Here is a 25,951-nt window from a genome sequence, read left to right on the forward strand (position 1 = left end):
GGAATCAGCATCCGGCGAACGCTAATTCCCCTGCTTTAAAATATCATTTACATTGTAATCCGGCGCGCCGCCAGCATAAGACGCCACCAGCGCCCCCAACGCATTGGCAAACACCAGGCACTCCCGCGCTGCACGCCCACGGATGATGCTATGCAGGAACCCCGCCAGGAAGGCATCCCCGCTACCGATAGTATCCACCACCTTCACCGCAATACCAGGTTCCACATAAAAAATATCATTCATAAACAACAACGCACCCTCACCACCCATTGTTACCACAATAGTGTCAATCCCAAAACGCTCCGACAACATACGCACGGCCTGCTCCTTATCCACATAAGGATGATACCATCCGCTGATCAGCTCCAGTTCAGCGGCATTCAGCTTCAGGATATCGCACTCCGTGAGCAGCCATTCCACATGCGCACGGGTGTAATGCGGCTCCCTTAAATTAATATCCAGCACTTTCACCACATCTTCCTTCAATGCCTGCTGCAACGTATGCAGCGATACTTTATCGCGGGAACAAAGACTCCCGAATACAATATAGCGTGTAGCCGTATCCTTTAGCCGCGTTGCCAATGCAGGCTCCCATTCAATAAAATCCCACGCCGCCGGGTATACGATGTCATAATGCACATTATGCGGATCCGCCATATCAGCGTATACTTTCCCGGTTTCCTGCTGCTCATCGATCTGCACCAGGCTGGTATCCAGTCCAAACCGGTGCAGCATATCCAGCAGCCCCTGCCCCCGCACATCACGCCCCACACGGGATACCAGCGATACCTGCTCTCCCAGCTTCTGCAGGTGGTAAGCTACATTCATCACCGCTCCACCGGGTAATTCCTTCTCCGGTAAAATATCCCAGAGCATTTCACCAAAACATACAATCCCGTTTGCCATAATTTTTCAATTTTGATTAAAGGTGATGATCCCTTACATTGTTCAGACAAAATACGATAAAGCACTTATATTTATAACGCAAAGCCCCCTAAACCAGGAAAAGATGCACCAGGAAGAACATTTAAAAAGCTCAGATTTTATTACAGATATGGTCATTGGCATGAGCGACGGACTCACCGTGCCCTTTGCCCTGGCCGCAGGACTCAGCGGCGCCGTGAGCAGCAACAACATCATCCTCACCGCCGGTATCGCTGAAATTGTAGCCGGCTGTATTGCCATGGGCCTCGGCGGCTACCTCGCCGGGAAAACAGAACTGGAACACTATGAAAGCGAATTAAGAAGAGAATATACAGAAGTGGAAACCGTGCCCGACAAAGAAATGGAAGAAGTGAAAGAAGTGTTTGCAGAATATGGCCTCAGCCCGGAAGTACAACACCTCATTGCCACCGAGCTGTCGAAAGACAAAACCAAATGGGTGAACTTTATGATGAAATTTGAACTGGGGCTGGAAGCGCCCAATCCAAACAGGGCGCGGCAAAGCGCACTCACCATCGGCGTCTCTTATTTTGTGGGCGGACTCCTGCCTTTATCGGCCTATCTTTTCACGGACACGCCTCAACGTGGTTTGGTAGGCTCCACCGCGCTCACTATCATCTGCCTGTTTGTATTCGGCTATTTTAAAAGTAAAGTAACCGGGCAACCACCCGTACAGGGCGCCCTGAAAGTAACCATGATAGGTGTGCTCGCTGCTGCTGCCGCTTTTGCCATCGCAAAACTGGTTTCCTGAAAAAGTGAACATATATGATACCCGGCTGTTTGTAATCAGGTCATTCGCATACGAGGAATATGAAGATATCGCCCAAAGCAAGAATATGGCTGAAAGTACTGGCTATCCTGCTCATCATCAGGATAGCCATAGGCGTGCTGTTATACTATCTTGTGGAACACAAGTTCGTAAACATCATACGGTACATTGTGAACAAGGAATCCGGTAACGCCTATACGTTTGATGCGGATGATATCGACTTCTCTCTCTTCAAAAGAAATATTGTAATCAGCGGTGCGCGGCTTACAGGGAAGGATACCGTTAACGTGGCTTCGCATTTCGATGTGTCCATTCCCAGGGTTTATCTCTCCATACAATCCTGGCGGGCACTGATACTGCATAAAAAATTGCTGGTGGATAGTCTTTCCGTAATCAGCCCGGCACTCAGTATTCATGAACATGTGTCGCGCGGCCCACGCCAGGAAGGGTTCCAGCTCTCGTCTGTTGTACAGCACCTGGAACAAACCCTGCAATACGTAAACGCCCGCATCGTTCACCTGCAAAACGGTTCGCTGTTATACAGCAAGGTAAACGGCCCGCCGCCACTGCGTGTTGATCATTTCAATTTCTCTATCCTCAATTTTTCTAAAGTTACGCATTCGGATAACCACATCCTGGGATCAGATGATGTGGACTTCTCATTCGATCACCAACACTGGATCCTTCCGGACGGCAGGAACACCATCAGCTTCAAACGGCTGCACTTCTCCGGTAAAAAACAAATCTTTGAACTCGACTCTGCTACTATCTTCAGTGCCGCTACTGCCACAAAAGGAGAAATGTCGCTGCAGGCAGATAAATTCTACTTCAGCGCCCGGCATCTTCCCGCTATTTATATGCGGGAAGAATTACTGATAGATACCCTCGTGTGTATCCGCCCGGTGCTGAAGCTCCCCGGCAGAAAGGTGAGCGCCAAAGATAAAAAAGTGGCACTGGACAGCCTGCCCAATACCCTGTTCAAAAGAATGAACTTTAAATACATCGAAGTAAAGGATGGCGAACTATTGCTCCGCGGCAATGTATCTACCGGCACTACCAAACGTACCAACCTGAATATCTATAACCTTACTATTGCACATGATACTACACCCGGTATCACCACCGACAGCATCGCACTGAACCTCGATAAAATAAAGTTCTATTCGCTCGATAGTATGTTCCAGCTCAGCGTAGATGAATTTATCCTGCAACAGAATGATGTGATCTTTAACAACGTGGAATACAGTCCCACGCCACAAAACCATTCCGGCAAAGGGTTAACCTTCCGCGCACCATCCCTGCGGCTCAACAACGTAAGCCTGGAACACTTGCTGAGAAAGCGTTTGAAAGCCACCAGTGCGGTACTCTATGAGCCAGGCATCACCTTTCTTACCAAAGCAAAGCAACCCGTTAAAGGAAAACCACCAACAGACAGTACCGCTCTTAAAATGCCTGCCTTCTATCAAACCCTGCACGGCCTCAGTGAACTGATACAGGTGAATACTTTCCGGATAGTAGATGGCAATGTTAACTTTACTTCCAACGGTAAATCAAAGGTTACGCTACTGGTAAAAAATCTGAACACCGATATCCTGCTGCACAACTTCCTGCTCAGCGATTCACTGGTAGATATTAAGCACGCCATGCCCAACCTGCGGATCCTGCAAATGAATGTGATATCCGACAAGGCCAATATTACGCTGGACAACTATAGTTTCGACGGTACCCACCGGCATAATAAAGCCACAAAACTAGCCGTGGCACTCTCCAACGGTACCCGCATTGCCGCGCGGGATCTTTACTGGGAAGTGTTCGACTGGGACGTATACCAGCAAACAAAGGATATACAGGTAGATGTGTTAAGAATAGGCGCCCTCAATATACAGGCGCCGCACAATGGCGCAAAGAAAGAGGCACCTGCAAAGAAGGATCTGCCGGTGATCCGCATCGCCCGCATGGACATCGGCACCATGCAGTTTAACAATGAAGGCGCCGGTGAACACAGCAGTTTTAATGCAGCTAAAATAGCTTTGAGAGATGTACGCACGCGCCAACGCTTCTTTACCTGGGCATCTGTCACGGGGCAGCTTAACCGCATCAGCCATCATAATAAAAAGATGGATGTTACCATTGGAGGTGTACGGCTTAACAGCAACGGCTATACGTACATTACTGATGCCGACGCCACGCTGTATAACGGTAACGGCCATACTAAAATAACGGTCCCTTCTCTCGATATTCAAACCAATATTCATAGCACCGACTTCAGCAAGGTGGCTATCAGTAAACTGGCTACAGGCAATGCCGCGGTTACGCATACCAGCATCAAAGGACCCGATACTACCCGGTTGGAAACACAGGCCAGGCTGACGGGGAATGAACTGGAATTAAATAACGGCAGCCGGTTGCAATACAGCGATATGCACGTACAGCTATCAGCACTTTCTTATAGCCATACCGGTACCACTGCCGCGGTTCCGCAACTATCGCTGCAACTTAATAAGGGGTCGCTGCATAAGGATAAGTCCGGCCATTTATCGCTCCATTCCGGTATAGCCCTCGCATGGCAGGAGGCGCAATTCTCCCTGCATCATGTCGATACGCTGGAACTGGTATTGCAAAGGTTGTCCGGGTTGTTTAAAGATGCGTCCTTCTCCTGGCACCAGGGACATAAAATAAAATGGCAGTCATTTATTAACAATACCACTCTGAGCGACGGCGGATTACACTACCGCAATAAACAGATCCATGCCCACGCGGAAAACTTCAAACTGGACCCCGCCACCCAAACATTTCATGTGAGCAACTTTGAAGTGGCGCCCAATCTTACGGCAGCAGAAACTTTCCGCACCGCCCGCTGGCAGCGCGATTACATTACGGTGAAAGGAGATGCCTTACAGATCAGCGGTATCAATATGCATCACCAACCCGGCGACACCACCATTGCCATCCGGAAAATTACGGTGGAGAATACGCTGCTAACTACGGCCAGGGATAAACGAATTCCGTTTGAACACGGCATCGAAAAATGGATGCCTACAAAATTAATTCACACTATTCCATTTGCCTTACAGGTGGATTCTATCGTAGTAAAACAATCCGCTGTAACGGTCAACGAATCGTCGAAGTCCACGCACAAGTGGTCGGCCGTACCCATTACAGATATCAACGCCCTGATCACGCATTTCGGCAATACGTACGGCAACGCCGACAGCCTCCTGGTGCAGGCCACCGGCCGGCTGCTGGGAAATCCCATCCGTTACTTTTCCTATCACGAATCTTATGGGGATTCCCTTTCCGGCTTCGCAGCACAAAGCTATCTTGCACCAATGGACCTGAAAGATTTTAACGCCGTAGCCATCCCCATGGCTGCCGTAAAAGTAAGACGCGGTTATGCAGATACGGTCTTCTCGCAATGGTCAGGAAATAAATACGCTACGCTGGGTACCATGAATTTTTATTATCACAACCTGAACGTACAGGTGCTCAATAAAAAGGATTCCACGCGGCAGGGTTTCAAGGCTAACCTGGAAACCTTCCTGGCAAACGCTTTCCTGAGAAACCGCAATCAACGGCCCACCCTTATGTTCTTTGAGCGCGACCGGGAGAAGTTCATCTTCAACTATTGGGTAAAAGCAGAAACTTCCGGTATGGTAACAGCTGTAGGCGTTAAAAAAGACCGGAAGTACCTGAAGAAATATAATAAAGTAGCAAAGAAATATTCTTTACCAAAAAAGTAACTTATTCCCTGATAATGGCCAGGGCTCTGTCCAGCAGCTCATCCCTGTTTTCACGTATACCCTTCACCGTTGGTTCCATCACGATGTCGGGAACAATACCCACCCGCTGCGTTTCCCGACCATCAGGATAGTACACGCCAATGCCGGTGATCAGCGTTTGTACGCCGCCGGGAAGTGTAAAATAAGAAACATTTCCGTCTGCCCCGGCGGTAGTGCTACCCAGCACCACGGCGCGCGGCGCCAGCCGGAGCGCCATCGTAACAAACTCGGCGTTGCTTTGCGTGGTGGCATCTACCAGGATCACCACCTTGCCTTTATAATAATCCTTGTTCCTGGTACCTGCCTTCATTTCGCCCGTCATGCCAAACAACCCCGGTTGCTGTACACTGCCAACAGTAAACTTCGCAAAGGGCATGGGCGAAGGCAATACGTACTTCACGAGAGAATTCAACAGGTTGTCCGCAGGATAAGAACGCAGATCTATTACCATTCCTTTGGTGTTTTTAAAAGCTTCGCTCACCGAGTCCATTTGTGTGTTCTTAAAATTACCCGGGTATACATATCCCACATCTTCTCCTATCATCTTCCAGGAAACAGATGGCCGTTCGCCCGGTATGATGGCCTGTTTATAAGTGGTGGTGGCTAACGTTACGCTGCTGATGTTACCCTCTCTTTCATACTCCAGTTGCAGGATACTATCCTTCGTTTGAAACAGGACCTGCTCAATCCTGTTTAATTGTGTGGCGTAATTGGAAGCAGAGGTAACGGGTAGTAATCTTTGTACTATAGCCGCCACCGGCTCTTTATTAATGGCGGTAATCACATCGCCGGTGCGTAGTCCACATTTTTCATCGCCCACCTTTGCCAGCACGGCTTTATTTTCTACAAACCGCGCCCTCAGTGGCAACGTTCTGAATCTATCTGCACCGCGGATCACTACATTGGGTCCATACATACCGGCGTGCGAATCATGGATGCCTGCTATGAGCCGTAGCAGCGCAGTTTGATAGGACGCGGTATCTGCTGCGTTTACCATTGCCGGGATATATTCTGCCAGTTTATTATTCCAGCCTTCGGTGATCAGGTGCTTATAAGGGAAGTAGTATTGTATGATGTTCCAGTAGCGGTATAATGCCAGTAGCCGGAAACCGGCATCAGGAAAGGGCATGGTGTTATAGCCCTGTTCATTTTTAAATGATGGGTTCCCTGCGGGCGCCAGTTCGAGATAATAATTGAAATCCCCGCGGTTCATGGCCGCCACATTTTTCAGGGATGCAGATAACGCAGCGCCGAGTGTTTTCTCATCTGAAAGCCAGTCGAGATCAGGAGTGAATTTAATAGCCGTTTTAGCGGTGCGCGTATGCCGGACCTCTTTCGGTGTGGTGAGCTGGTTGATCCAGCGGAGCAACGCCTCATTCCTGGCCGTTTCGCTGGTACTGTTCAGTATCGCCGGCAGGATCCGGAACAGTTCATAGTCCCAGTTATACTCCCCGGCCATTACCGCAGGATGATAATATTTCAGGAAGCCCCATACTTTTCCGAGAACTTCCAGGTGTGTTGTTTGTAAAGGTGTAAGACCGGAGATAGTTATACCGGAGCCTTTATCGAACGCGTGATCGCTGTCGGCCTTAAACACACGCAGTGGTGGCGCTTCTTTCAACGGCTTTCCATCAATCAGTATTTCCAGGTTATCGGCCCATACGTTGCCATTGCTATGGTTAATGGCGCCGGCATATACCGTACCGCCACCGGGCGGCAGGGAAAGGGTAATGCTGTATTTTTTCCAACCGGTAGTTCCCTGCAGCCGCTGCTTCTGCATATTATCCATTTTGTATACGGCGCCAGATGTATTGTCTACCCGCATAAACAGGCCGGCATAGCCATCGGTCACTGAATCCAGTTTCAGGTAGCCATTGAGCAAAATGGTTTTCCCGGCGAAAGTAACCGGTATGCGCATTACGGTGCAACCAAAATCGTTACTGCCTCTTTTTTCAAATGGCGTAATACGCAACGCTCCATGTCCTTCATAACTGGTGCTGTCAACGGCCAGGAGGTAATTAGAGCCCCAGTCGATCCAGCCGGACGGTAATCCGCCATCCGGTTTTTTACTTTCAAAACTTCCGTCGAAGGACGCAGGGAATTGGGCTGCAACAGGAAGAGATAAGGCACACGATAATAAAAGAGCCGGAAAGCGCATAAGGAAAAGGATTTTCTGTTTTAAATCTTACCTTAAAATAACGGGTATTTTTGTACCCTAAAAGTTAAAGTGTGCACTTGATTATTTTAAGATTTTTTGATGTACTTTACCTTCATTCATTTACAACTTTTTATCCGACATTTGTTACCCAATTTTGAATGAATATGAAAGTTTGCATTGCTGAAAAACCAAGCGTGGCAAGGGATATTGCAGAAGTGATCGGTGCGAAACAACGCAAAGATGGCTACTATGAGGGCAATGGCTACCAGGTAACCTGGACTTTCGGACATTTCTGTACCCTCAAGGAGCCGCACGATTATTACGAGCAATGGAAGTTCTGGCGGCTCGAAGATCTGCCGATGATTCCTCCCAGCTTCGGTATCAAACTGATTGAAAATTCAGGCGTACAAAAACAGTTTAAAATTATAGAAACCCTGGTACAAGCGTGTGAAGAAGTGATAAACTGTGGAGATGCCGGCCAGGAGGGGGAACTGATCCAGCGCTGGGTGCTGCTGAAAGCCAAGTGCGCTGCCCCTATTAAAAGGCTCTGGATTTCCTCACTAACGGTAGAGGCTATCCGCGATGGTTTTCAAAACCTGAAAGCTTCCGAACAATATAATAACCTGTATGCCGCAGGCAGCGCACGCGCTATCGGCGACTGGCTCCTGGGTATGAACGCCACCCGGCTGTTCACCAAAAAATTTGCGCAGGGCAAAGTGGTATTGTCTATCGGAAGGGTGCAAACACCTACCCTGGCGATGATTGTACAACGGCAAAAGGAAATCAATGCCTTTGTATCAGAAGATTACTGGGAACTGAAAACCATTTACCGGGAAACAGAATTCACTGCGGCCATCGACCGGCTGAAAACACCGGATAAAGCTGCCAAAGGGCTTGCCTACCTGCAGGAACATCCGTTTGAAGTAACTTCTTTTGAAAAGAAAGATGGTAAAGAAGGCAACCCGCGTCTGTTTGACCTCACCGCCCTGCAGGTGGAAGCCAATAAAAAATTCGGCTTCTCCGCAGACGATACGCTCAAATATATCCAGAACCTCTACGAGAAAAAGCTGACCACCTACCCCAGGGTAGATACCACTTACCTCTCGGAAGACCTGCACCCGAAAATTGCGGGTATTCTCCAGGATATGACGCCCTACAGCGCGCTCACCGCTCCGCTGCTGGCCGCACCGATCCCAAAGCTGAAAACCGTTTTCGACGATAAAAAAGTAACCGATCACCATGCCATCATCCCTACCGGTCAGCATCCCGGTGGTCTTCCCCTGGAAGAAAAACGGATCTACGACCTGGTAGCCCGCCGCTTTATCGCCGCTTTCTACCCGGAATGTAAGATCTCCAATACCACCGTACTCGGTAAAGTAGGACAGGTACCTTTCAAAGTAACCGGTAAACAGATCATAGAACCCGGCTGGAAAGAAGTATATGCCAACGATGTAAAAGAGAAAAAGGAAGGGGAAGAAGAAGAAAAAATACTCCCTCACTTTGAAGTGGGTGAAAGCGGACCACATACCCCGCGCATCCACCAGGGTAAAACCTCTCCGCCCAAAGCCTTTACAGAAGCTACTTTGCTGAGAGCAATGGAAACCGCCGGCAAGCAGGTAGATGATGAAGAAATGAGGGAACTGCTGAAAGACAATGGCATCGGCCGGCCTTCTACCCGTGCCAACATTATCGAAACACTGTTCCGCAGAAAATATATCGAGAAGAAAAAGAAGAATATCTATGCCACCCAAACCGGCATGGATCTCATCGACACTATACAAACAGAATTGCTGAAAAGCGCCGAACTAACCGGTCAGTGGGAACGTAAACTACGCCTCATAGAAAAAGGCGAATACGCTATGGATACCTTCAAAGATGAACTGATCCAGATGGTGGTTGATCTTACCAAAGAAGTAAAAACCGCCAGCTACAAGTTCATCACCATTGCCCCCGATCCGCCACCCGTACCGGAAGAAAAAGAGAAACCTAAGAAAGAACCCAAGCCCAAAAAGGTAGTGGTGATAGAGGAAATGCAATGCCCGAAATGCAAAACGCATCCGCTTAAAAAAGGTAACACTGCCTATGGCTGCGCCAATTTTAAGGAATGCGGTTTTAAACTTCCTTTTGAAATACTGGGTAAGAAGTTAACTGATAAACACATCACCGATCTGCTGACCAAAGGCAAAACCGCTAAAATAAAAGGGCTCAAAGTTCCCGGCAGTGAAGAAGAGCGCGAAGGGAAACTGGAGCTGGGAGCGGATTTTAATATCAGCATGACTTAGTGCGGAGGGCATCGCCTTCGGCGATGGTAAATTGTCCCGGAGCAGGATTAGACAATTTATCATCCCCCGAAGGCGATCCATCACTACGCAATCGCGGTTCCAACGGTTACTTCTTTCCACTGTTCCAGCTCGGCTTCCAACGCCGCTATTTTCTGATAAGCGAGATTGTAGGCGTCTTCACCGAGGAAGAGGTGCAGCGGTGCATTTTCCATATCGGCTATATCGATGATGGCGGCTACTGCTTTTTCAGGATCTCCAGGCTGATTGCCATTGATTTCCTCCTGATGCGCATGTTGGGTGGCGCGAACAGCCTCATAAGCAGCCAATGGGTTGGCTGGCACGCCCAGAGAGCCGGAAGTAAGGAAATCGGTTCTGAAATAACCGGGAGAAACAATGGTAACGGAGATACCAAAAGGTTTTACCTCTGCGGCGAGCGACTCTGATAAACCATCTACTGCAAACTTGGTAGCGCAATAGATCCCGAAGCCGGGGAAGCCACCAGTAAAGCCGGCAATAGAGGAAATATTGAAGATTTGTCCCGATTGCTGCGCTCTCATCTGCGGCAGGATATTGCGGGTTACATTCAGAAGGCCAAATACATTCACATCAAAATTGCTTCTTGATTCCGCATCCGACAGTTCTTCAATGCTGCCTACCTGTCCGTATCCGGCGTTGTTTACCAACACATCGATACGGCCAAAGCGGCTGATCGTTTCTTTTACTGCTGCCTGTATGCTGTTTTCATTTTTAAGGTCAACGGCCAGCGGCAGGAAATCCTCGTCCGTTGCAATTTTGCGCAGGTCTTCGATGCTACGTGAGGTGGCGGCTACTTTATATCCTTTACCTAATAATTGTTTTACAAGGGAGCGGCCTAATCCTTTGGAGGCGCCGGTTACAAACCATACTTTTTTGTTGTCCATGATCTTGTGTTTTTTATTAACACAAAAGTAGATCAAGGAGCGTTGCCACCTGTTACGTGATTCAAACCAATGATTGCAAAATTCAAACAACGCGGAAAGCGCCGGGCGTGATGCTGGTTTGTTTTTTGAAAAAGTTACTGAAGTGGGCGGGCTCTTCAAATCCGAGGGCATAACTGATTTCTGCCACGTTCCAGCTGGTGTGCTTTAATAAAGCCTTTGCCTCGGCGGTTAAGCGCTCTGCAATGTGTGCCGTGGTGGTTTTACCGGTGGTTTCGCGGATGGCCCGGTTCAGGTGGTTTACGTGTACGGACAACTGCTTTGCAAAGTCGTTGGCCGAGCGCAATGCAAACCGCTGTGCCGGCGATTCAATGGGGAATTGCCGTTCCAGCAGGTCGGTAAATACCGCGGTGATACGCGACTTCGCATCGGCGTGCTGGTACAGGGTTTCGGAGGGTTGCATCTTTAATGCGTAATGGATGATTTCTGTGAGATAACTGCGCAGCAGATCGTATTTATAGACATAGTCCGTATTAATTTCCGTGAGCATCTTTTTAAAGATCTCTGATACTTCTTTGTCCTGGGCCTTCGTGAGTATATAGGAGGGAATGCCGCCCGGCATCATCATGGGCAGATCGTGGATATTGCCACGGGTAGCGCCGGTAAAAAAGGACTCCCTGAATATGCAGAAATAGCCGCTGTTATCGGTGGAGCGTGGCTCCCAGCCATAAGGTACCAGCGGATTAAAGAAGATCAGGGTACTGCCTTTTACCTCAATGGTTTTATCGGCGTAGTGATAGAGGTTGGTTCCTCTTAGCAGGCTTACTTTGTAAAAATCGCGGCGGCTGTACTTCACTGTTGAAGCGCCGTCTACAATACAGTCTTCCAGCCGGAACACATTAAAATGTCCGATATCCTGCTGTAACTTATCAGGTACTGCCTGGAACTTATGTTCGTAAAACTCCCGGAGTGTTTCTGTTTTGTTCATCTTACAAAATTACAAAATTCACACTATGGTTGATGTGATGATGGTAATTTTCCGGATAATCACCATCATCACATTATCGTCCGGCGTTCTAACAGGCCAGTACCAGGTCTTCCGGTTCCCGGAATTTCCGTTCGCTGCTTTTAATAGGCACGTCGTTGATGGCCGCCAGCCTGCGCTGCATGAATCCATCGGCATTAAACTCCCACAGCTCATTGCCGTAGGACCTGAACCAGTTACCGGCATGATCATGCCATTCATACTCAAAACATACGGCAATGTGGTTATCTGTAAAGCTCCAGAGTTCTTTTTTCAGGCGGTAATCCAGCTCCCGCTGCCATTTCTTTGTAAGAAAGGCCACTACTTCTTCCCGGCCGTTGATAAACTGGTCGCGGTTGCGCCATACCGTGTCGGGAGTATATACCAAGGATACCTTTTGCGGATCACGGCTGTTCCAGGCATCTTCTGCCATCTGTACTTTCTGCAGGGCGGTTTCACGCGTAAACGGGGGAAGGGGGAATTTTTGTTCCATGTTTGAGATGTTTAAAAATGATGAATATGATTTATATAGATAGATCGATCTGTCTATTTAAAAAGGTTAAAAAAAAGATGCCCGGCATCTTTTGATTTATATAATGTGGTCGGTTGTTAGTTTGCAGAAATGATCTACTGCCGCACTGCAACAATTTCTCCGGTTCCGGTAAAGCGGCCGCACTACAACAGCCCCAGCGCCATTTTCCTCGCTTCCTGCACCGGCCACTGATTCCGGTAAAGCTGACTTTCCACGATTGCTGATTCAAACAACAGGTAAACGTGGTCCTTTATCAACTGCTTTTCGTTGGTGAGGATCTCCCCCAGAAAGGCGCGCAGGTCTTTTTTATGATCCTGTATCACTGTCAGCACCGCAGTATCTTTTTCCGTAGTTTCAGAGAGGATATTCAAAAAGGCACAACCCCTGAAATGCTCCCTTTCATTATTATCGGACAGGAAGTCAAACGCCGCTGCAATTTTATCCTTCGGCTTGCTGGCCTCATCCGTAAAGCTTTTCAACCCGGCCATCCAGTCGATATGCCGCTGGTTTAAGAACGCCAGCAGCAGGGATTCCTTTGACTCGTAATGCAGATACAAACTGGCTCTTGCCACACCGGCTTCTTCAATTACCTGGTTAATGCCCGTAGCATGATACCCCTGGTTATAGAAAAGCGTAGTAGCTGTATCCAGCAAACGCTGCTTCGGATCACCTGTTTTCTTCTTCATGGAACAAAGATAAGAAATAAATAGACAGATCGATCTATCTTTTTTCCATCTACATAAAACAATAAAAAAAAAGTGCGGCTTACTTTATCTTGTTGTCAAATAATCAAGCGCTTAGCATGCATTCAATATTCCGGAAATTGTTTCTGTACCTGTTATTTTTTGTTGTATCAGCCAGTGCAAAGGCAGACAGCCTTACGGCCTTCACAAAAGCCAATAGCCGTTACAAGACGGCCCAACCTGCTACTGCCAGCAAAGCAGCAACAGGAGTTACTCCCTGCGTGGCCACCGGCCTGAAATGTGAGCACCTGGTAACGCCACTCGGCGTAGATGCCGCTCATCCACGGTTGTCGTGGCAACTGGAAGATACACGCCCCGGCGCGCGTCAAACAGCTTACCAGATCCGCGTATCCGATGACTCCCTGACGCTGAACACCCATCCGCTCTGGACCTCCGGGAAAATCAACCGCGCAGATATCCTGACCACCTACTCCGGGAAAGCACTCGATCCATTTACCCGCTATTACTGGAGCGTGGAAGTGTGGGATAAAGACGGCGTAAAATCCATTGCCCGCCGCTCCTGGTTTGAAACCGGCATGCGGCAACAAAACAACTGGAAAGGCGCCTGGATCAGCGACAATGACGACGTTCGCCTGAAACCCGCCGCTAACTTCAGGAAAGTTTTCACGGCGGATAATACAATTAAATCCGCCCGTGCCTACATCGCGGTAGCAGGCTTGTATGAACTGTATATCAACGGGAAAAAAGCAGGCAACCACCGCCTCGATCCTATGTACACGCGCTTCGACCGCCGCACGCTATACGTTACTTACGATGTTACCTCCCTGATGCAATCCGGTAAAAACGCCATCGGCGTGATGCTTGGTAATGGATGGTACAATCACCAGTCCACCGCCGTATGGAACTTCCATGAAGCACCGTGGCGCGGAAGACCCGCATTCTGCCTCGATCTGCGGGTAACCTATACCGATGGTACCGTGGAAACCATTTCCTCGGGGAAAGACTGGAAAACAGCACTGGGACCTATTGTATTTAACAGCATCTACACCGCGGAACATTATGATGCCCGCAAGGAACAACCAGGATGGAACACGGTTAATTTCGACGACAGCAAATGGAAGGATGTTATTTACCGCGCCGCGCCTTCTCAAAATATTGTGTCCCAACAATTATATCCCATCGAAAATGTGGAGGAAATTCCTGCTGCCGGCGTTACCCATCCCAACGACAGCACCTGGATATATGACCTGGGCAGAAATATTGCCGGTGTTAGCAAGATCCGCGTAAGCGGTGCAGCCGGCACTGTTATTAAACTGAAGCACGGCGAACAACTGGATAAAAAAGGTTTCGTGGATCTGTCTAATATCGTGGTGCATTACCGCCCTACAGATGACACGGATCCTTTCCAGACAGATATTTTTACTCTCAGCGGCAAAGGCGAAGAAACCTTTATGCCCCACTTTAATTATAAAGGTTTTCAGTATGTGGAAGTTACCAGCAGTAAACCGGTGCAGCTCAACAAGGAAAGTCTTACCGGCTATTTCATGCACAGCAACGTACCTCCCGCAGGCCACGTTCATGGCTCCGATACTATGATCAATAAATTATTCGCAGCTACCAATAACGCGTATCTCTCCAACCTGTTCGGCTATCCAACGGATTGCCCGCAGCGCGAAAAGAACGGCTGGACGGGAGATGCACAGATCGCCATTGAAACAGGACTGTATAGCTACGACGGCATCACCATCTACGAAAAGTGGCTGGCAGACCACCGCGATGAACAGCAACCCAACGGTGTGCTGCCCTCTATCATTCCAACCGGCGGCTGGGGATATGAATGGGGCAACGGCCCGGACTGGACCAGCACCATTGCCATCATCCCGTGGAACATTTATCTTTTTTACGGAGATGCCACGCTGCTATCGGCCTCCTATGATAATATGCGCCGGTATGTAAACCGGATCACGGAAATCAGTCCTTATGGATTAACCACCTGGGGCCTCGGCGACTGGGTACCGGTAAAATCAAAATCGCCGGTAGAATTCACCTCAACGGCTTACTATTACGCCGATGCACTGATTCTGGCCAAAGCTGCGAAACTGTTTGGTAAAACGGACGACTATACCTATTACAGCGCATTAGCAGAAAAGATCAAAACCGCCTTTAATGCCAAATACCTGAACAAGGAAACCGGTATTTATGGAGAAGGAGTGCAAACAGAGCAAAGTGTTGCCCTGTACTGGGGCTTGGTACCGGATTCCATGAAAAGCAAAGTAGCTGCCAATCTCGCTAATAGAGTAGCCGCAGATAACTTTCACCTCGACGTAGGTTTGCTCGGAACCAAAAGTATCCTGAATGCGCTGAGTGAAAACGGGTATGCAGATGTGGCCTGGAAACTGGCCGCGCAACGCACCTTCCCATCCTGGGGCTGGTGGATCATGAACGGCGCCACTACCCTCTTTGAAAACTGGGACATCAACGCTTCTTCAGATCTGTCGCGCAACCACATCATGTTTGGCGAAATAGGCGCCTGGATGTACAAGGGCCTTGCCGGTATTAAGCCCGATGAAAATGCACCCGGGTTTAAAAACATCCTGCTGTCGCCCAATTTCGTGGAAGGACTGGATCATTTTGAAGGAAGCCATGACAGCCCTTATGGCACCGTGGTTTCTTCCTGGAAAAGAAACGGTACTGCCATCACCTACCGTGTGACAGTACCCGCAAATGCCGGTGCAGACATCTTTTTTCACATCTCACCCACACAAAAAATATATGAAAATGATAAACCGGTAACTACACAAAACACCGGTAAAGGGTTACGTTATCATGTAACCGCTGGTACGAAAGAGTTTCAGATCAGGTAAGCCGGATCTTTCGGAATAATTTCCACTCCATTCTTTCCCGCTATAATGGCAGCATGCGCCATATTGTAAAAAAGTGAAGTTTCGAGAATACCCGGAATTTCCTTTAAACGATGATTGAGGCTGTCTAATGGCGGGAAGGAACGGAACCAGATATCAATGAGCAGGTTGCCATTCTCCGTAATCACTGCGCCATCTTTTTTATTACTGAGCCGGATCACCGGGTTAGCCAGTGAAAATATTTTCTTCAGCTGCTTCATCACAAAGGGAACCGCTTCCGGAATCACCTCTATCACCACGGGAAAAGTAGTGTACAACTGCGTTACGTACTTGGAGCCATCGCCGATAAGGATAAACTTATCTGCCATCGCGGCCAGCAATTTCTCGCGCGTATGAATACCGCCGCCACTTTTCAAAGCATTCAGCTGATGATCAAACTGATCGCATCCATCAAAATAAATATCCAGTTGGGATAGTTCCCCGGGTTGCTTCGTGTTAAATCCGTGTTCCTGCAGCAACTGCTGTGTGTTAAAGGAAGAGGTGACCGTGGTAATGCTTTTAAACAACGTTTCGGCTGCTTTCAGGTAATTCACCAGGTGCGCAATGGTGCTGCCTGCACCCAGTCCTATGGTATGGCCGGGTTTTATATAATCCAATGCTGCCTTTGCAGCCACTTGTTTCAGATCTTCCATATGGGTTGTTATGAAAGGTAAAGATGCGATTTTTTTGTCTTACTCAGGTTGGTCTGAGTAAGACAAAACTCCGCACTTTATACTGCTATGCGATACTTCATTCCTTTCTTTGTAGCAAAGCGCAATACGCCATCCTTATACTGATGCGGTATTACTGCTCCGTTACGATCCTTTACCACAGCGCTTTCCGGCAGCAACACGCGACACTCTGCACCGGTATTGGAGAGCAGGTTGAGTTCCTGCACCGCTTTATTCTTCCAGCTGAAATCCACTACAAAACCATTGATGGCACAAAGTCCTTTTACCTGGCCGGCAGCAAATTCCTCATTGTCCGGCAGGGCCGGCAGCAGGCGGATCACGTTGTCGCCGCCATGACTTTGCAGCAACATTTCCGCGATACCGGCAACAGCACCTAAGTTACCATCAATCTGGAACGGCGGATGTGCGCAGAAAAGGTTAGCATAAGTACCTGCTCCTGATCTCATACTTATTTCGCTGGTAGCCGCAGCAGGCGCCAATAATTCGCGCAACATCGTATAGGCGTGGTTGCCGTTGCCTAAGCGGGCCCAGAAAGCAATTTTCCATGCGCGTGACCATCCGGTGCCGCCATCGCCTCTTCTGAGCAGCGTTTTTTCCGCAGCAGCGGCCAGCTCCGGCGTATCCCACGGCGTAATTTCATCGTAAGGGTATAAGCCATACAATGGTGATACGTGGCGGTGATGCGGATCGGATTCTTTATAATCCTGCAGCCATTCCTGCACCCCGCCTGTGCCCGGGCTTACCTGGTTAGGCGCCAGTTTGTTCAGTACCACCTGGAGTGTGTCTGCCCAGGCTTTATCTGTTTGCAGGATGCGGGCCGCTTCCTGGTTGGCTTTGAGCAGATCCCTTCCGATCTGCATGTCCATTGTTGGGCCCATACAGGTTTGTCCCTGCTGCCCGTTGGGCAGGATGTACGCATTTTCCGGTGAATTGGAAGGCGCCGTAACCAGCCACTGATGCGATGGTTCGGTGATCAGGATATCTTTATAAAATACAGCGGCGCCTTTCAGTACCGGGTATATTTCTTTCAGGAACTTTTTATCGTTGGTATACTGGTAATGTTTCCAGAGATGAGTGGCTACCCAGGCGCCACCGGTTAAGGTAGAACCCCAGTCGGCCCCCTCACCCGGAGAAGTAAAGCCCCACGGATTGTTGATCACATGCGCTACCCAGCCATCTGCGTTATAGTAAGTACGGGCGGTGCGCTGACCATATTTCGCCATTTGCCTCGCCAGTGTAAACAGTGGCTGGTGGCAGTCCGACAGGTTGGTTACTTCCGCCGGCCAGTAGTTCATCTGTACGTTGATGTTGAGGTGATAGTCGGCGTTCCACGGCGTTTGGTACTCTTCCGCCCACAGCCCCTGTAAATTGGCCGGCATGCCGCCATTACGGGAGGAGCTGATGAGCAGGTACCGTCCGAAATTAAAATACAGGGAGGCCAGGGAAGCGTCTTTCTTACCGTCGTGCAGTCGTTGCAGCCGGTCGATGGTAGCGAGTGACTTCACCTCCTCATTGCTGTTATCTGTAAACGATATGCGGCAACGGTTGAAGAACGACGTATAGTCTTTCACGTGTGCCTGCAGTAATGATTGCCACGACGACGCCGTGACTTTGCTGATGTCTGCCAGTGTTTTCGGCATCGGGGCCGGACCGGGCGTTTCCACCGCCGGCCAGTTCATATTGGTACGTGCGGCCACCAGTAATAAGCATTCGGTGGCGCCGGTAATGGTGATCTGGTCATTGCTTTGTGTGCGGGTACCGCCTTTGGGTATTACTTTCAGTACCGCTGCATACTGAACACCGGGGTCGTTATTGCCGCCATTCAGTGTACCGCTCATTTCCAGGTTGCCATTTACCAGTTTCAGTGCAGCGCGTTCTTTCCGGTATAACCCTGTGCTGAAAGAGAGACTACCGGGCTTGCTGGCGGTGAGTCGTACCACAGCCACCTGCCCGGGGGCCGATACCAGTACTTCTTCCTTAAAAATAACTCCGTTCTTCTCCCAGCTTACGGCACTGATGGCGCTATCCAGCCGCAGCTGGCGCTGGTAGTTACTTACCGCCGATGTGGTATCTTTCCACTGGATAAAAAGATCGCCCAGGGTTTGATAGCAACCAAACTTTACGTTGGCGCCACCACTGCTTCCCGGACCCTTGCACACAAAATATTGCTGCAGCATTTTCTGCGCTTCAATATTCTTTCCTTCCAGTAATAATGTTCTGATCTGTGGCAGGTAGTTGCCAGCTTCTTTGCTGTCGGCATCCTGTACGCCGCCGGCCCACATCGATATTTCGTTTAACACAATGCGTTCCCTGTTGGTGTTACCAAACACCATAGCGCCCATACGCCCGTTTCCCAACGGGGCAGACGCGGTAAAATGCCGGGCCGGTTCACTGAACCGTACCGTTACATCAGATTGCGCCGATAACGTGAGGGCGCCCAATAAAAATGCAGCTTGCAGCGTGGAATATATCTTGCAGTTCATGTGCATCAAGATATATAAAATAGTTATGCAGCGGAAGCCCGCAAGAGGGAATTGCTAATTACAAATTAAGAAATGCGAATTCAGTATCGGTGACCGGCTCATTGCAGCCGCTTCACGCCTTCCATACACGCCCGGGCGTTATGATAAGGACATTTCCAGAGTCCGGCTTTGTCTTCCGGGATGATGCTGTAATCTTTGTACACGCCCCAGAACCATTCGCCATTGGTTTTATCGATGATGTGCTGCGTGATGAAGTTCCAGGTGTTTTGTGCATGTTGCAGATAGCGGCCATGCGGCTGTAGCTGCCAGGCGTTGATAAAACCCACCAGCGCTTCGGCCTGCGGCCACCAGTGTTTTTCGGTATTCATATGCCGGCGGGAAGTTTCGTATTCATACCAGAGACCTCCATCTTTATCTATGCCGCCATGCAGGGTGGCATTGGTGATCACCAGCGCCAGTTTCCGGTATTGTTCCGTGAGAACCGGATCACCGATAATTTCCGCGGCTTCCTGCAGGAGCCAGCTGGCTTCAATATCATGACCATAGGATACATTGTTCCCTTTTACCTGCCATTGTTCATCAAAAAATAAATGCAGATGCCCGCTTTTTTTATCGATGATCTTATCATAGAATACCTGCAACAGCCCTTGTATTTGTGCGCGTAGTTTTTCATCCGGCCAAACCGTGTACAGGTTGGCATAGGCTTCTACTACATGCAGATGAGTGTTCATGGTTTTCTTTTCATTGGCATCTTTTGCACTGAGGCGCAGGTCCGCTATTTCCTGCCACTCCCGTGTGAATGCTTCAAAGTAGCCGCTATAAACCGGATCGTAGCTGTGTTCTTCCATACTATTGTACAGGGAGATGGCCGTGGCCAGTACTTCCGGATGCGCTGCCGCTTTGTAGTATTCACTGTAGGCATAAAGCGCAAATGCAATAGCGTATACCTGTTTCTTTGTTTCTGCCGGCTGACCGGTATAATCCACCGTCCAGTATACACCTCCGTAGGTATGATCAATAAAGTGCGTATTAAAATACTGATATGCACGATCCGCCATTGCAAGGTAGGCCGGGTTGCGGGTACTGGTGTAAGCAGCTGCAAACGTCCACAGGATGCGGGCATTTAACACAGCTCCTTTTGCTGCTTCCGGCACGGGGATATTATCATTTCCAAGCTTACCATAAAAGCCGCCGTATGTTTCATCCGGCGTATATTTCATCCAGTAATCCAGGATGGCCGTGAGTTCTTTTTCCAGTGATGCTTTTAATTCCTGTTGCATTATTTCCTTCTTTGTTCCAGTTCAGCAGAGATAGTAGCAATGCGCTCTTCAGAAAGCGGGTACATTGCAATAAATATAATAGACAATACCGACCCGATAGCCGGTAAAAAGCTAAGCATTAACAGGATGCCGTTTTGTGCGGCATCGGCCTGTACTTCGTTGGCTTTAAAACCAAAAGCGCCCAGCAGCCAGCCGGTAAGCGCACCGCCGATCGTCCAGCCAAATTTCTGCGACATAGAGGAGGAAGAGAAAATCAAACCAGTGGCACGGCGACCGTTTCTCCATTCTGAATAATCCGCAATATCTGCATACATCGACCATAATAACGGGAAAATAATACCTGCGCAAATACTGATGAGGAACTGGAAGATAAAGATCAGTGTGAGCTGTCCGCGGCCCAGCCAGTAAAACCCGGTACTGAGTACAGAAGCTATCACCATAGCGCCCAGGTAGGTATTCTTCTTACCAATTTTATTACCTATGGGAGAAGCAAGGATTACGCCCGCTATATTGGCCGCCTGGCCCAGTACCAGGTACAGCGTGGAATAAGTGATGCTGATACTGCCCAACTTAAATGCCTGTGCATTCTGTATATAATATTTGAAATAATACAGGGTAGCGCCATCGCGGATAGAATTGAAGATAAGTGCAGCAATACCCGCCCCCAGCAAGATCCACCAGGGTTTGTTTTTCCAGAGATCCTTTACATCCTCTTTCAGTGACGATTGTTCATCTTTGATAGGCTGTACCCTTTCTTTCACCCAGGCAAAACACAGCAGGAATAAAATCACACAGATTACCGCTATCGCTGCTACGCCCAGCTGCCAGCCAAGCTGCAGGTTTTCCCGGCCGCCGGCTTTACTAAAAAAATTTACCAGCGGTTCTATTAATGCCAGCGCAATAAGACTGCCGCCAAAGGCAAAGGCCATCCTGAAAGAGGCCAGCGTATTCCTTTCTTTTCCATCGGCAGAAATTACCCCCAGCAACGATGCGTAAGGCACATTAATCAGGGAATAGATCATCATCATGGCGGAATAGGTGATGTAAGCGTATACCAGCTTGCCTGTGGCGCTATAGTCCGGCGTGGTAAAGGTGAGTACACCGATAATACCAAAAGGCACCGCCATATATAGAATGTATGGTCTGAACTTTCCCCACCTGGAATGGGTTCTGTCGGACAAAGTACCTACTACCGGATCAAAGAAGGTATCCCATATACGGGTAACCAGGAACATAGTTCCTACTGCTGCGGCAGCAATGCCCATCACATCTGTATAAAAAAACAACAGGTACATACCAAACAACTTCCAGAACATGGAAGAAGCCATATCCCCAAAGCCATACCCTACTTTTTCCTTTAACGAAATTTTGTTGCCCATAGGTGGAATTCTGCTTAAAAAATATTTTATACTGCGATTAGCAAATCTATCTCTATAAAGGACAATTTTTATAATACTTATTTATCTATTCAGGGTGCTTTGTTATCAATTGAGGATATCAGTCTTCCGCAGGGGTGATTTCAAACCTGGCGGCGTAATGCAATGGCTCCACAGGCCTACCCGTAAGGGCGCCCCAGGCATAGGTAAAACAGGCCCCGAAATAAAAAATCAGGGAAGAATAAAACATAAACAACAACACCAGCACAGTAGACGCAGAAGCGCCGTAAATGCTGTTAATACTACTATAAGTGAGCATTACCTTTAATACCATTTTCCCGATGTTAAACAGGATACTGGTCACCAGCGCTCCGGTAATCCCTATCCTCCAGCGCGGACGCCCGTCCGGCAGGAAATGGAACACAAGGAAAAACCAGATGGTGACAATGATCACAGAAATAACATAGTTGAGCGTACTGTTATAATAACTGGCCAGCGCAGGCAGGTATAGGTCTATATACTTTCCAAGAAAGATACGCGCGGTTTCCGCCACCAGGTCGATGATAAACAGGACACCTGCAAAAACAATCACCAGCACGGCCTTCAGCCGCGACACCATAATTTCCCAAAAGCTACTTTTGTGAGCTGGTCTTATTTTCCACAACTCATTCAGGGAGCCCTTAATAATTTTAAAGAGCGTGGTAGCTACAAACAGCAGGAAGATAAATCCGGCAATAGCAATGATCCAGTTCTGTGCAATACTCCGGAAGGCTTTCAGGGTTTCGAGGATGGCTTCGGTTGCTTCCTTTCCAAACATACCTTCCAGCTGTACCATGAGGCGCTGGCCGGGATGCTGTATGCGGAAAATAATACGCAGCAGCTGGATAATAATAATCAGGATAGCGGGCAACGCAAAAGTGGTGAAGAAGGCTGTAGCTCCGGCCATCCGCAGCGGGTCGCTGGCCTGCAATGCCTTATATGCCTCTTTGAAGGAAAGCAGGAAAAGCTGCCAGCGTGGCAATTGTTTTTCTGTTGTAATGGTGTTCATACCTCACCCAATTTACTGATTAATTTCCGTGTTTGTTTTAACGGCTCAATGGCCGATGGGGTTAATGGCGGAAAAGCTGACGGTTTATATCAGGAAACTGAAGGATTGGTAGCGGGCATATTTTATCAGGTGGCCATTTAAAATATAAAAACGCGGTGTAGCGGGGACTTACTCATGTGGCGATTCCTGCTCCATTTTTCATTATTTACCAAATGTAGTACCTTAGAAAAGAGCAAAAAAATATCTCTACAGATATTTTTTTTCATTCTATTATTCTGATTCCGCGACTATCAAACACCCTCAACTTCGCATAGAAAATGAAAAAGCTGAAAGTATACATTGCCACCAGCCTGGATGTTTACATCGCCGACCGCAATGGAAAAATTGAATGGAGGCAGACCTCATCGATGAAATGATCATACATGTGATGCCGGTAGTATTGGGAGAAGGACGCCCATTATTTGGCGGCATACCAATGGAAAAAGTATTCCGTTTAACGGATACCGCATCTCATCCCAATGGTGTGCTGAAACTGCACTACACGGTATAACCGATACGTTATTTCTTTACCATCTGCGCAATCCCGCGGCCGAAAGACCAGTCCTCCAGATCGTTTTCCACGAAGATGATAATTACATCATCTGCACTCACCGGTGTGGCAGCGGCAATACGGCTGGCTATTTTTTCATACAGCGCCTGTTTCATATCCGGTGTTCTGCCGGCCCTGGCCGTGATGCGGATGTAGAGCAGGTTACCTGTATGCGGCACGTCAAAATAACTTTCCGGATAAAGGATATCGCCGGGTTCCATTGCATGAATCACCTGGAAATAATCCGCCTGTGGAATACTAAAAATATCCACGAGGCTCTGGTGAACAGCGAGAGAGATGTCTTTTTTATTTTGTTGGGAAAGATGTTTTCCCAGATAGATCTGTACGAAAGGCATGACTTATTTATTTATGATGATAGAAGGCTGATCTTTTCTCAACAGGTAAACAGCTATAAAGGTTGCAGGTTGATCGTTCTGTGCATTTTTGAATACACTGATTTCCCTGCCTGCTGCTTCCCGGAAGCTGTCGCCGGCGTGCAGCAACTGTGCAGGCTCTCCGGCTGGCTGGTACAGGATCTGCCCCGATACTACATATCCATATACTTCACACGGATGATGATGTACCGGCGCTCCCTGCCCCGGCGCAAAAGTGATCTCGTCCATTTTTACTGTTTCCACAGATATGCCAGGCAGCGCCTGCTGCAGTAATACTTTGCGGGCTGGCGGCGTTTGTGCAGCCAATGTTCCGGTAGTTAGCACGCTCATGATCAGCAATATTTTTTTCATGGTTCAAATTTACTACGGTTTCATACATTTGTAATATTGAAACATTTAACATTACACTTTAATAAAACTAAACTATGATAACAGACCTGCTGGAGATGGACCTGCTCCGCACCTTTGTGCTGGCGGTGGATCTCGATAGTTTTGCGCGGGCAGCCGACCAGGTGTCAAGGTCACAGTCGGCTGTAAGCCTTCAGATGCAGCGGCTGGAAGAAATCACCGGTCAGCAGCTATTCATCAGGCAGGGACGCGGCTGGCAACTCACTCCTGCCGGGGAAATATTGCTGGGCTACGCCCGGCAGCTGCTGGATGTTAACCAGCAAGCCATCAATGCACTAACGGCCACGCATATAGCAGGAAAGGTAAAGCTGGGGCTGCCGGCAGACTTTGCAGAAAGTGGCTTGCCGGTAATACTGGCGCGGTTTGCCGCTATACATCCTCAAATGGAAGTGGAAGTTACGATCGACCGGCAGGCAGTGCTTCAGCAACAGTTACAACGCGGTAAACTGGATGTGGTACTCTCCTTTGGAAAGGATGTACCGGAAGATGCCATCCTCATAGGACATGTACCTATACGATGGATCGGTAACAGTCAAAAGAATGTAGCGCAACTACAACCATTGCCATTGCTGCTGTTTGAAGCGCCATGCCTGTTTCGCAGTGTGGGCCTGGCCGCACTGGAAAAGGCAAAGCGTACGTGGCGACCAGCGCTCACCAGTAGCAGCGTGGCCGGGATGTGGGCCGCCGCACAGGCCGGACTGGGTATCACCATCCGCACAGAAATGGGATTGCCTGCGGGCTGCGTGGCGCTTACTACAACTAGCGGGCTACCGGCGTTACCTGATGTGGCCGTGTTTATGCTTACCCGCAAAAAAACGCCTTCTCCTGCTGTAAAGCGACTTACGGATATCCTCTTCGACACCATCACTACACAGGTAAATGATATCAGGAAACGAACGAAGAAAAAATAAAAAGCCCACCGGAAAACCGGCGGGCATGTGAATTTGTCTGTTCATCATTCTCTACAGTGTAATTTCCTGTACCGGGGAGAAAAGCAGATCTTCCACACCGGCTATTTTTAAGCCAACCCTCACAAATACGGAAGGTTGCGCCGGCACTACATCTGGTATGGTCAGCTGCAAACTGATATTAGCAGGATCAACGATATCACCGCCGGCCATGTCGGCAGTTTCAATACTATTACGGCCATCCACAAACTGTGTTTTACACACGTACAGGAATACCCGTTCAATATCCCTCGCATTGGCATCTTTAATGATCTTCTCGGCGCTAAAGGTTGCCGTGAGTTTTTTGGCTACCGCTGTAAATTTCGGAGACCGGATCATGTAATAAGGCATTACCTCGATATCCTGGTGCAGGTTACCGGAGATAGTCAGCGGAATGGTATCTGTATTGGTTGTTTTATCAGGAATAGACCTGAAAGGCCCCTGGGCAGCAGGAATCACCAGTTTATAGGCAGCGTTGAACAACATCGCTGAAAACGAGCCGTCCTGGCTAACATTAACGTTGATGGGCGTACGGGTTCCCCATCCGGGTTCCCACAATTCAAAATATACATCGTTATAACTAACATTTATTGGTTCTCCCTGGTATACCAGTCGCCCGTTGAAAGTACTGGACGGCGCCTTATAGTTGTCTTTCTTGCAGGAAGCAGAAAAGACACCTAACGCAATGAATATCGCATACTGAATTTTAGTTCTCATAATAAATTA

General features: G+C 48.6%; 20 protein-coding genes. 6 read left to right on the plus strand and 14 right to left on the minus strand.

Going from position 1 to position 25,951, the window contains the following annotated elements; translation table 11 throughout:
• Nucleotides 1-21 precede the first annotated feature (21 nt).
• A complete protein-coding gene (locus tag B5Z18_RS14490; RefSeq protein WP_079470203.1) occupies nt 22-906 on the minus strand; it encodes a carbohydrate kinase family protein in 885 nt (294 codons plus the stop codon).
• Nucleotides 907-1,009: 103 nt separating this feature from the next.
• Here B5Z18_RS14490 and B5Z18_RS14495 point away from each other — a divergent pair, with 103 nt between their 5' ends.
• Together B5Z18_RS14495 and B5Z18_RS14500 are read left to right on the plus strand one after the other, a co-directional pair.
• Complete coding sequence (locus B5Z18_RS14495) at nt 1,010-1,693, plus strand: VIT1/CCC1 transporter family protein (RefSeq protein WP_079470204.1); 684 nt, start codon at nt 1,010-1,012, stop codon at nt 1,691-1,693.
• Between the two features lie 59 nt (nt 1,694-1,752).
• Complete coding sequence (locus B5Z18_RS14500) at nt 1,753-5,451, plus strand: hypothetical protein (protein WP_079470205.1); 3,699 nt, start codon at nt 1,753-1,755, stop codon at nt 5,449-5,451.
• A 1-nt stretch (nt 5,452) separates the two neighbouring features.
• Here the strand turns inward: B5Z18_RS14500 and B5Z18_RS14505 are convergent, their stop codons facing one another.
• Nucleotides 5,453-7,648 (minus strand): S41 family peptidase, encoded by a 2,196-nt coding sequence (locus B5Z18_RS14505; protein ID WP_079470206.1) that lies wholly within the window; start codon nt 7,646-7,648, stop codon nt 5,453-5,455.
• A gap of 164 nt (nt 7,649-7,812) precedes the next feature.
• Between B5Z18_RS14505 and B5Z18_RS14510 the strand changes: the two genes are divergently transcribed.
• Nucleotides 7,813-9,930, plus strand: coding sequence for a type IA DNA topoisomerase (locus B5Z18_RS14510; RefSeq protein ID WP_079470975.1), 2,118 nt, complete (start codon nt 7,813-7,815; stop codon nt 9,928-9,930).
• A gap of 83 nt (nt 9,931-10,013) precedes the next feature.
• Here the strand turns inward: B5Z18_RS14510 and B5Z18_RS14515 are convergent, their stop codons facing one another.
• From B5Z18_RS14515 to B5Z18_RS14530, 4 genes are all read right to left on the minus strand, one after another.
• Nucleotides 10,014-10,850 (minus strand): oxidoreductase, encoded by an 837-nt coding sequence (locus tag B5Z18_RS14515; protein WP_079470207.1) that lies wholly within the window; start codon nt 10,848-10,850, stop codon nt 10,014-10,016.
• An 82-nt stretch (nt 10,851-10,932) separates the two neighbouring features.
• Entirely contained in the window at nt 10,933-11,835 is a 903-nt protein-coding gene (locus tag B5Z18_RS14520; protein WP_079470208.1) for an AraC family transcriptional regulator, read from the minus strand.
• An 88-nt stretch (nt 11,836-11,923) separates the two neighbouring features.
• Complete coding sequence (locus B5Z18_RS14525; RefSeq protein ID WP_079470209.1) at nt 11,924-12,364, minus strand: nuclear transport factor 2 family protein; 441 nt, start codon at nt 12,362-12,364, stop codon at nt 11,924-11,926.
• Between the two features lie 182 nt (nt 12,365-12,546).
• On the minus strand, nt 12,547-13,089 hold the full coding sequence (locus B5Z18_RS14530; RefSeq protein WP_079470210.1) for a TetR/AcrR family transcriptional regulator: 543 nt from the start codon (nt 13,087-13,089) through the stop codon (nt 12,547-12,549).
• A gap of 116 nt (nt 13,090-13,205) precedes the next feature.
• Between B5Z18_RS14530 and B5Z18_RS14535 the strand changes: the two genes are divergently transcribed.
• The gene (locus B5Z18_RS14535) at nt 13,206-15,971 is read left to right on the plus strand and encodes an alpha-L-rhamnosidase (RefSeq protein WP_079470211.1); all 2,766 of its coding nucleotides are present in this window, start codon (nt 13,206-13,208) and stop codon (nt 15,969-15,971) included.
• Here B5Z18_RS14535 and rpiA read toward each other — a convergent pair.
• The 5 genes from rpiA to B5Z18_RS14560 all read right to left on the minus strand — a co-directional run bounded on the left by rpiA (nt 15,959) and on the right by B5Z18_RS14560 (nt 22,886).
• Entirely contained in the window at nt 15,959-16,660 is a 702-nt protein-coding gene (gene rpiA, locus B5Z18_RS14540) for a ribose-5-phosphate isomerase RpiA (protein WP_079470212.1), read from the minus strand. The genes B5Z18_RS14535 and rpiA overlap by 13 nt on opposite strands.
• A 77-nt stretch (nt 16,661-16,737) precedes the next feature.
• Nucleotides 16,738-19,182 carry a glycoside hydrolase family 95 protein gene (locus tag B5Z18_RS14545; protein ID WP_079470976.1) on the minus strand — a complete coding sequence of 815 codons (2,445 nt, stop codon included), beginning with the start codon at nt 19,180-19,182 and terminating at the stop codon, nt 16,738-16,740.
• Between the two features lie 98 nt (nt 19,183-19,280).
• The gene (locus B5Z18_RS14550) at nt 19,281-20,462 is read right to left on the minus strand and encodes an AGE family epimerase/isomerase (RefSeq protein WP_079470213.1); all 1,182 of its coding nucleotides are present in this window, start codon (nt 20,460-20,462) and stop codon (nt 19,281-19,283) included.
• Nucleotides 20,462-21,841, minus strand: a complete 1,380-nt coding sequence (locus tag B5Z18_RS14555; protein WP_079470214.1) for an MFS transporter — start codon at nt 21,839-21,841, stop codon at nt 20,462-20,464. The genes B5Z18_RS14550 and B5Z18_RS14555 overlap by 1 nt, the downstream gene beginning before the upstream one ends.
• A 118-nt stretch (nt 21,842-21,959) precedes the next feature.
• A complete protein-coding gene (locus tag B5Z18_RS14560) occupies nt 21,960-22,886 on the minus strand; it encodes a YihY/virulence factor BrkB family protein (RefSeq protein WP_079470215.1) in 927 nt (308 codons plus the stop codon).
• A 388-nt stretch (nt 22,887-23,274) separates the two neighbouring features.
• On the opposite strand from B5Z18_RS14560, the gene B5Z18_RS14565 reads away from it, so the two are divergent.
• Complete coding sequence (locus B5Z18_RS14565) at nt 23,275-23,436, plus strand: dihydrofolate reductase family protein (protein ID WP_079470216.1); 162 nt, start codon at nt 23,275-23,277, stop codon at nt 23,434-23,436.
• 8 nt (nt 23,437-23,444) lie between these two features.
• On the opposite strand, the gene B5Z18_RS14570 is transcribed toward B5Z18_RS14565, so the two are convergent.
• Nucleotides 23,445-23,831 (minus strand): tautomerase family protein, encoded by a 387-nt coding sequence (locus tag B5Z18_RS14570; protein ID WP_079470217.1) that lies wholly within the window; start codon nt 23,829-23,831, stop codon nt 23,445-23,447.
• Between the two features lie 3 nt (nt 23,832-23,834).
• Entirely contained in the window at nt 23,835-24,221 is a 387-nt protein-coding gene (locus tag B5Z18_RS14575) for a cupin domain-containing protein (RefSeq protein WP_079470218.1), read from the minus strand.
• A gap of 74 nt (nt 24,222-24,295) precedes the next feature.
• Between B5Z18_RS14575 and B5Z18_RS14580 the strand changes: the two genes are divergently transcribed.
• Nucleotides 24,296-25,189 (plus strand): LysR substrate-binding domain-containing protein, encoded by an 894-nt coding sequence (locus B5Z18_RS14580; RefSeq protein ID WP_079470219.1) that lies wholly within the window; start codon nt 24,296-24,298, stop codon nt 25,187-25,189.
• A gap of 51 nt (nt 25,190-25,240) precedes the next feature.
• Here the strand turns inward: B5Z18_RS14580 and B5Z18_RS14585 are convergent, their stop codons facing one another.
• Complete coding sequence (locus B5Z18_RS14585) at nt 25,241-25,942, minus strand: DUF3823 domain-containing protein (protein ID WP_079470220.1); 702 nt, start codon at nt 25,940-25,942, stop codon at nt 25,241-25,243.
• Nucleotides 25,943-25,951 lie beyond the last annotated feature (9 nt).

This window comes from Chitinophaga ginsengisegetis, assembly GCF_900168065.1.
Classification (GTDB): domain Bacteria; phylum Bacteroidota; class Bacteroidia; order Chitinophagales; family Chitinophagaceae; genus Chitinophaga; species Chitinophaga ginsengisegetis.

Bases quoted from the DNA above. Each gene is read 5' to 3' on its own strand.
- B5Z18_RS14490 (WP_079470203.1), bottom strand. From the start codon at position 906: ATGGCAAACGGGATTGTATGTTTTGGTGAAATGCTCTGGGATATTTTA.
- B5Z18_RS14495 (WP_079470204.1), top strand. From the start codon at position 1,010: ATGCACCAGGAAGAACATTTAAAAAGCTCAGATTTTATTACAGATATG.
- B5Z18_RS14500 (WP_079470205.1), top strand. From the start codon at position 1,753: ATGAAGATATCGCCCAAAGCAAGAATATGGCTGAAAGTACTGGCTATC.
- B5Z18_RS14505 (WP_079470206.1), bottom strand. From the start codon at position 7,648: ATGCGCTTTCCGGCTCTTTTATTATCGTGTGCCTTATCTCTTCCTGTT.
- B5Z18_RS14510 (WP_079470975.1), top strand. From the start codon at position 7,813: ATGAAAGTTTGCATTGCTGAAAAACCAAGCGTGGCAAGGGATATTGCA.
- B5Z18_RS14515 (WP_079470207.1), bottom strand. From the start codon at position 10,850: ATGGACAACAAAAAAGTATGGTTTGTAACCGGCGCCTCCAAAGGATTA.
- B5Z18_RS14520 (WP_079470208.1), bottom strand. From the start codon at position 11,835: ATGAACAAAACAGAAACACTCCGGGAGTTTTACGAACATAAGTTCCAG.
- B5Z18_RS14525 (WP_079470209.1), bottom strand. From the start codon at position 12,364: ATGGAACAAAAATTCCCCCTTCCCCCGTTTACGCGTGAAACCGCCCTG.
- B5Z18_RS14530 (WP_079470210.1), bottom strand. From the start codon at position 13,089: ATGAAGAAGAAAACAGGTGATCCGAAGCAGCGTTTGCTGGATACAGCT.
- B5Z18_RS14535 (WP_079470211.1), top strand. From the start codon at position 13,206: ATGCATTCAATATTCCGGAAATTGTTTCTGTACCTGTTATTTTTTGTT.
- rpiA (WP_079470212.1), bottom strand. From the start codon at position 16,660: ATGGAAGATCTGAAACAAGTGGCTGCAAAGGCAGCATTGGATTATATA.
- B5Z18_RS14545 (WP_079470976.1), bottom strand. From the start codon at position 19,182: ATGAACTGCAAGATATATTCCACGCTGCAAGCTGCATTTTTATTGGGC.
- B5Z18_RS14550 (WP_079470213.1), bottom strand. From the start codon at position 20,462: ATGCAACAGGAATTAAAAGCATCACTGGAAAAAGAACTCACGGCCATC.
- B5Z18_RS14555 (WP_079470214.1), bottom strand. From the start codon at position 21,841: ATGGGCAACAAAATTTCGTTAAAGGAAAAAGTAGGGTATGGCTTTGGG.
- B5Z18_RS14560 (WP_079470215.1), bottom strand. From the start codon at position 22,886: ATGAACACCATTACAACAGAAAAACAATTGCCACGCTGGCAGCTTTTC.
- B5Z18_RS14565 (WP_079470216.1), top strand. From the start codon at position 23,275: ATGGAGGCAGACCTCATCGATGAAATGATCATACATGTGATGCCGGTA.
- B5Z18_RS14570 (WP_079470217.1), bottom strand. From the start codon at position 23,831: ATGCCTTTCGTACAGATCTATCTGGGAAAACATCTTTCCCAACAAAAT.
- B5Z18_RS14575 (WP_079470218.1), bottom strand. From the start codon at position 24,221: ATGAAAAAAATATTGCTGATCATGAGCGTGCTAACTACCGGAACATTG.
- B5Z18_RS14580 (WP_079470219.1), top strand. From the start codon at position 24,296: ATGATAACAGACCTGCTGGAGATGGACCTGCTCCGCACCTTTGTGCTG.
- B5Z18_RS14585 (WP_079470220.1), bottom strand. From the start codon at position 25,942: ATGAGAACTAAAATTCAGTATGCGATATTCATTGCGTTAGGTGTCTTT.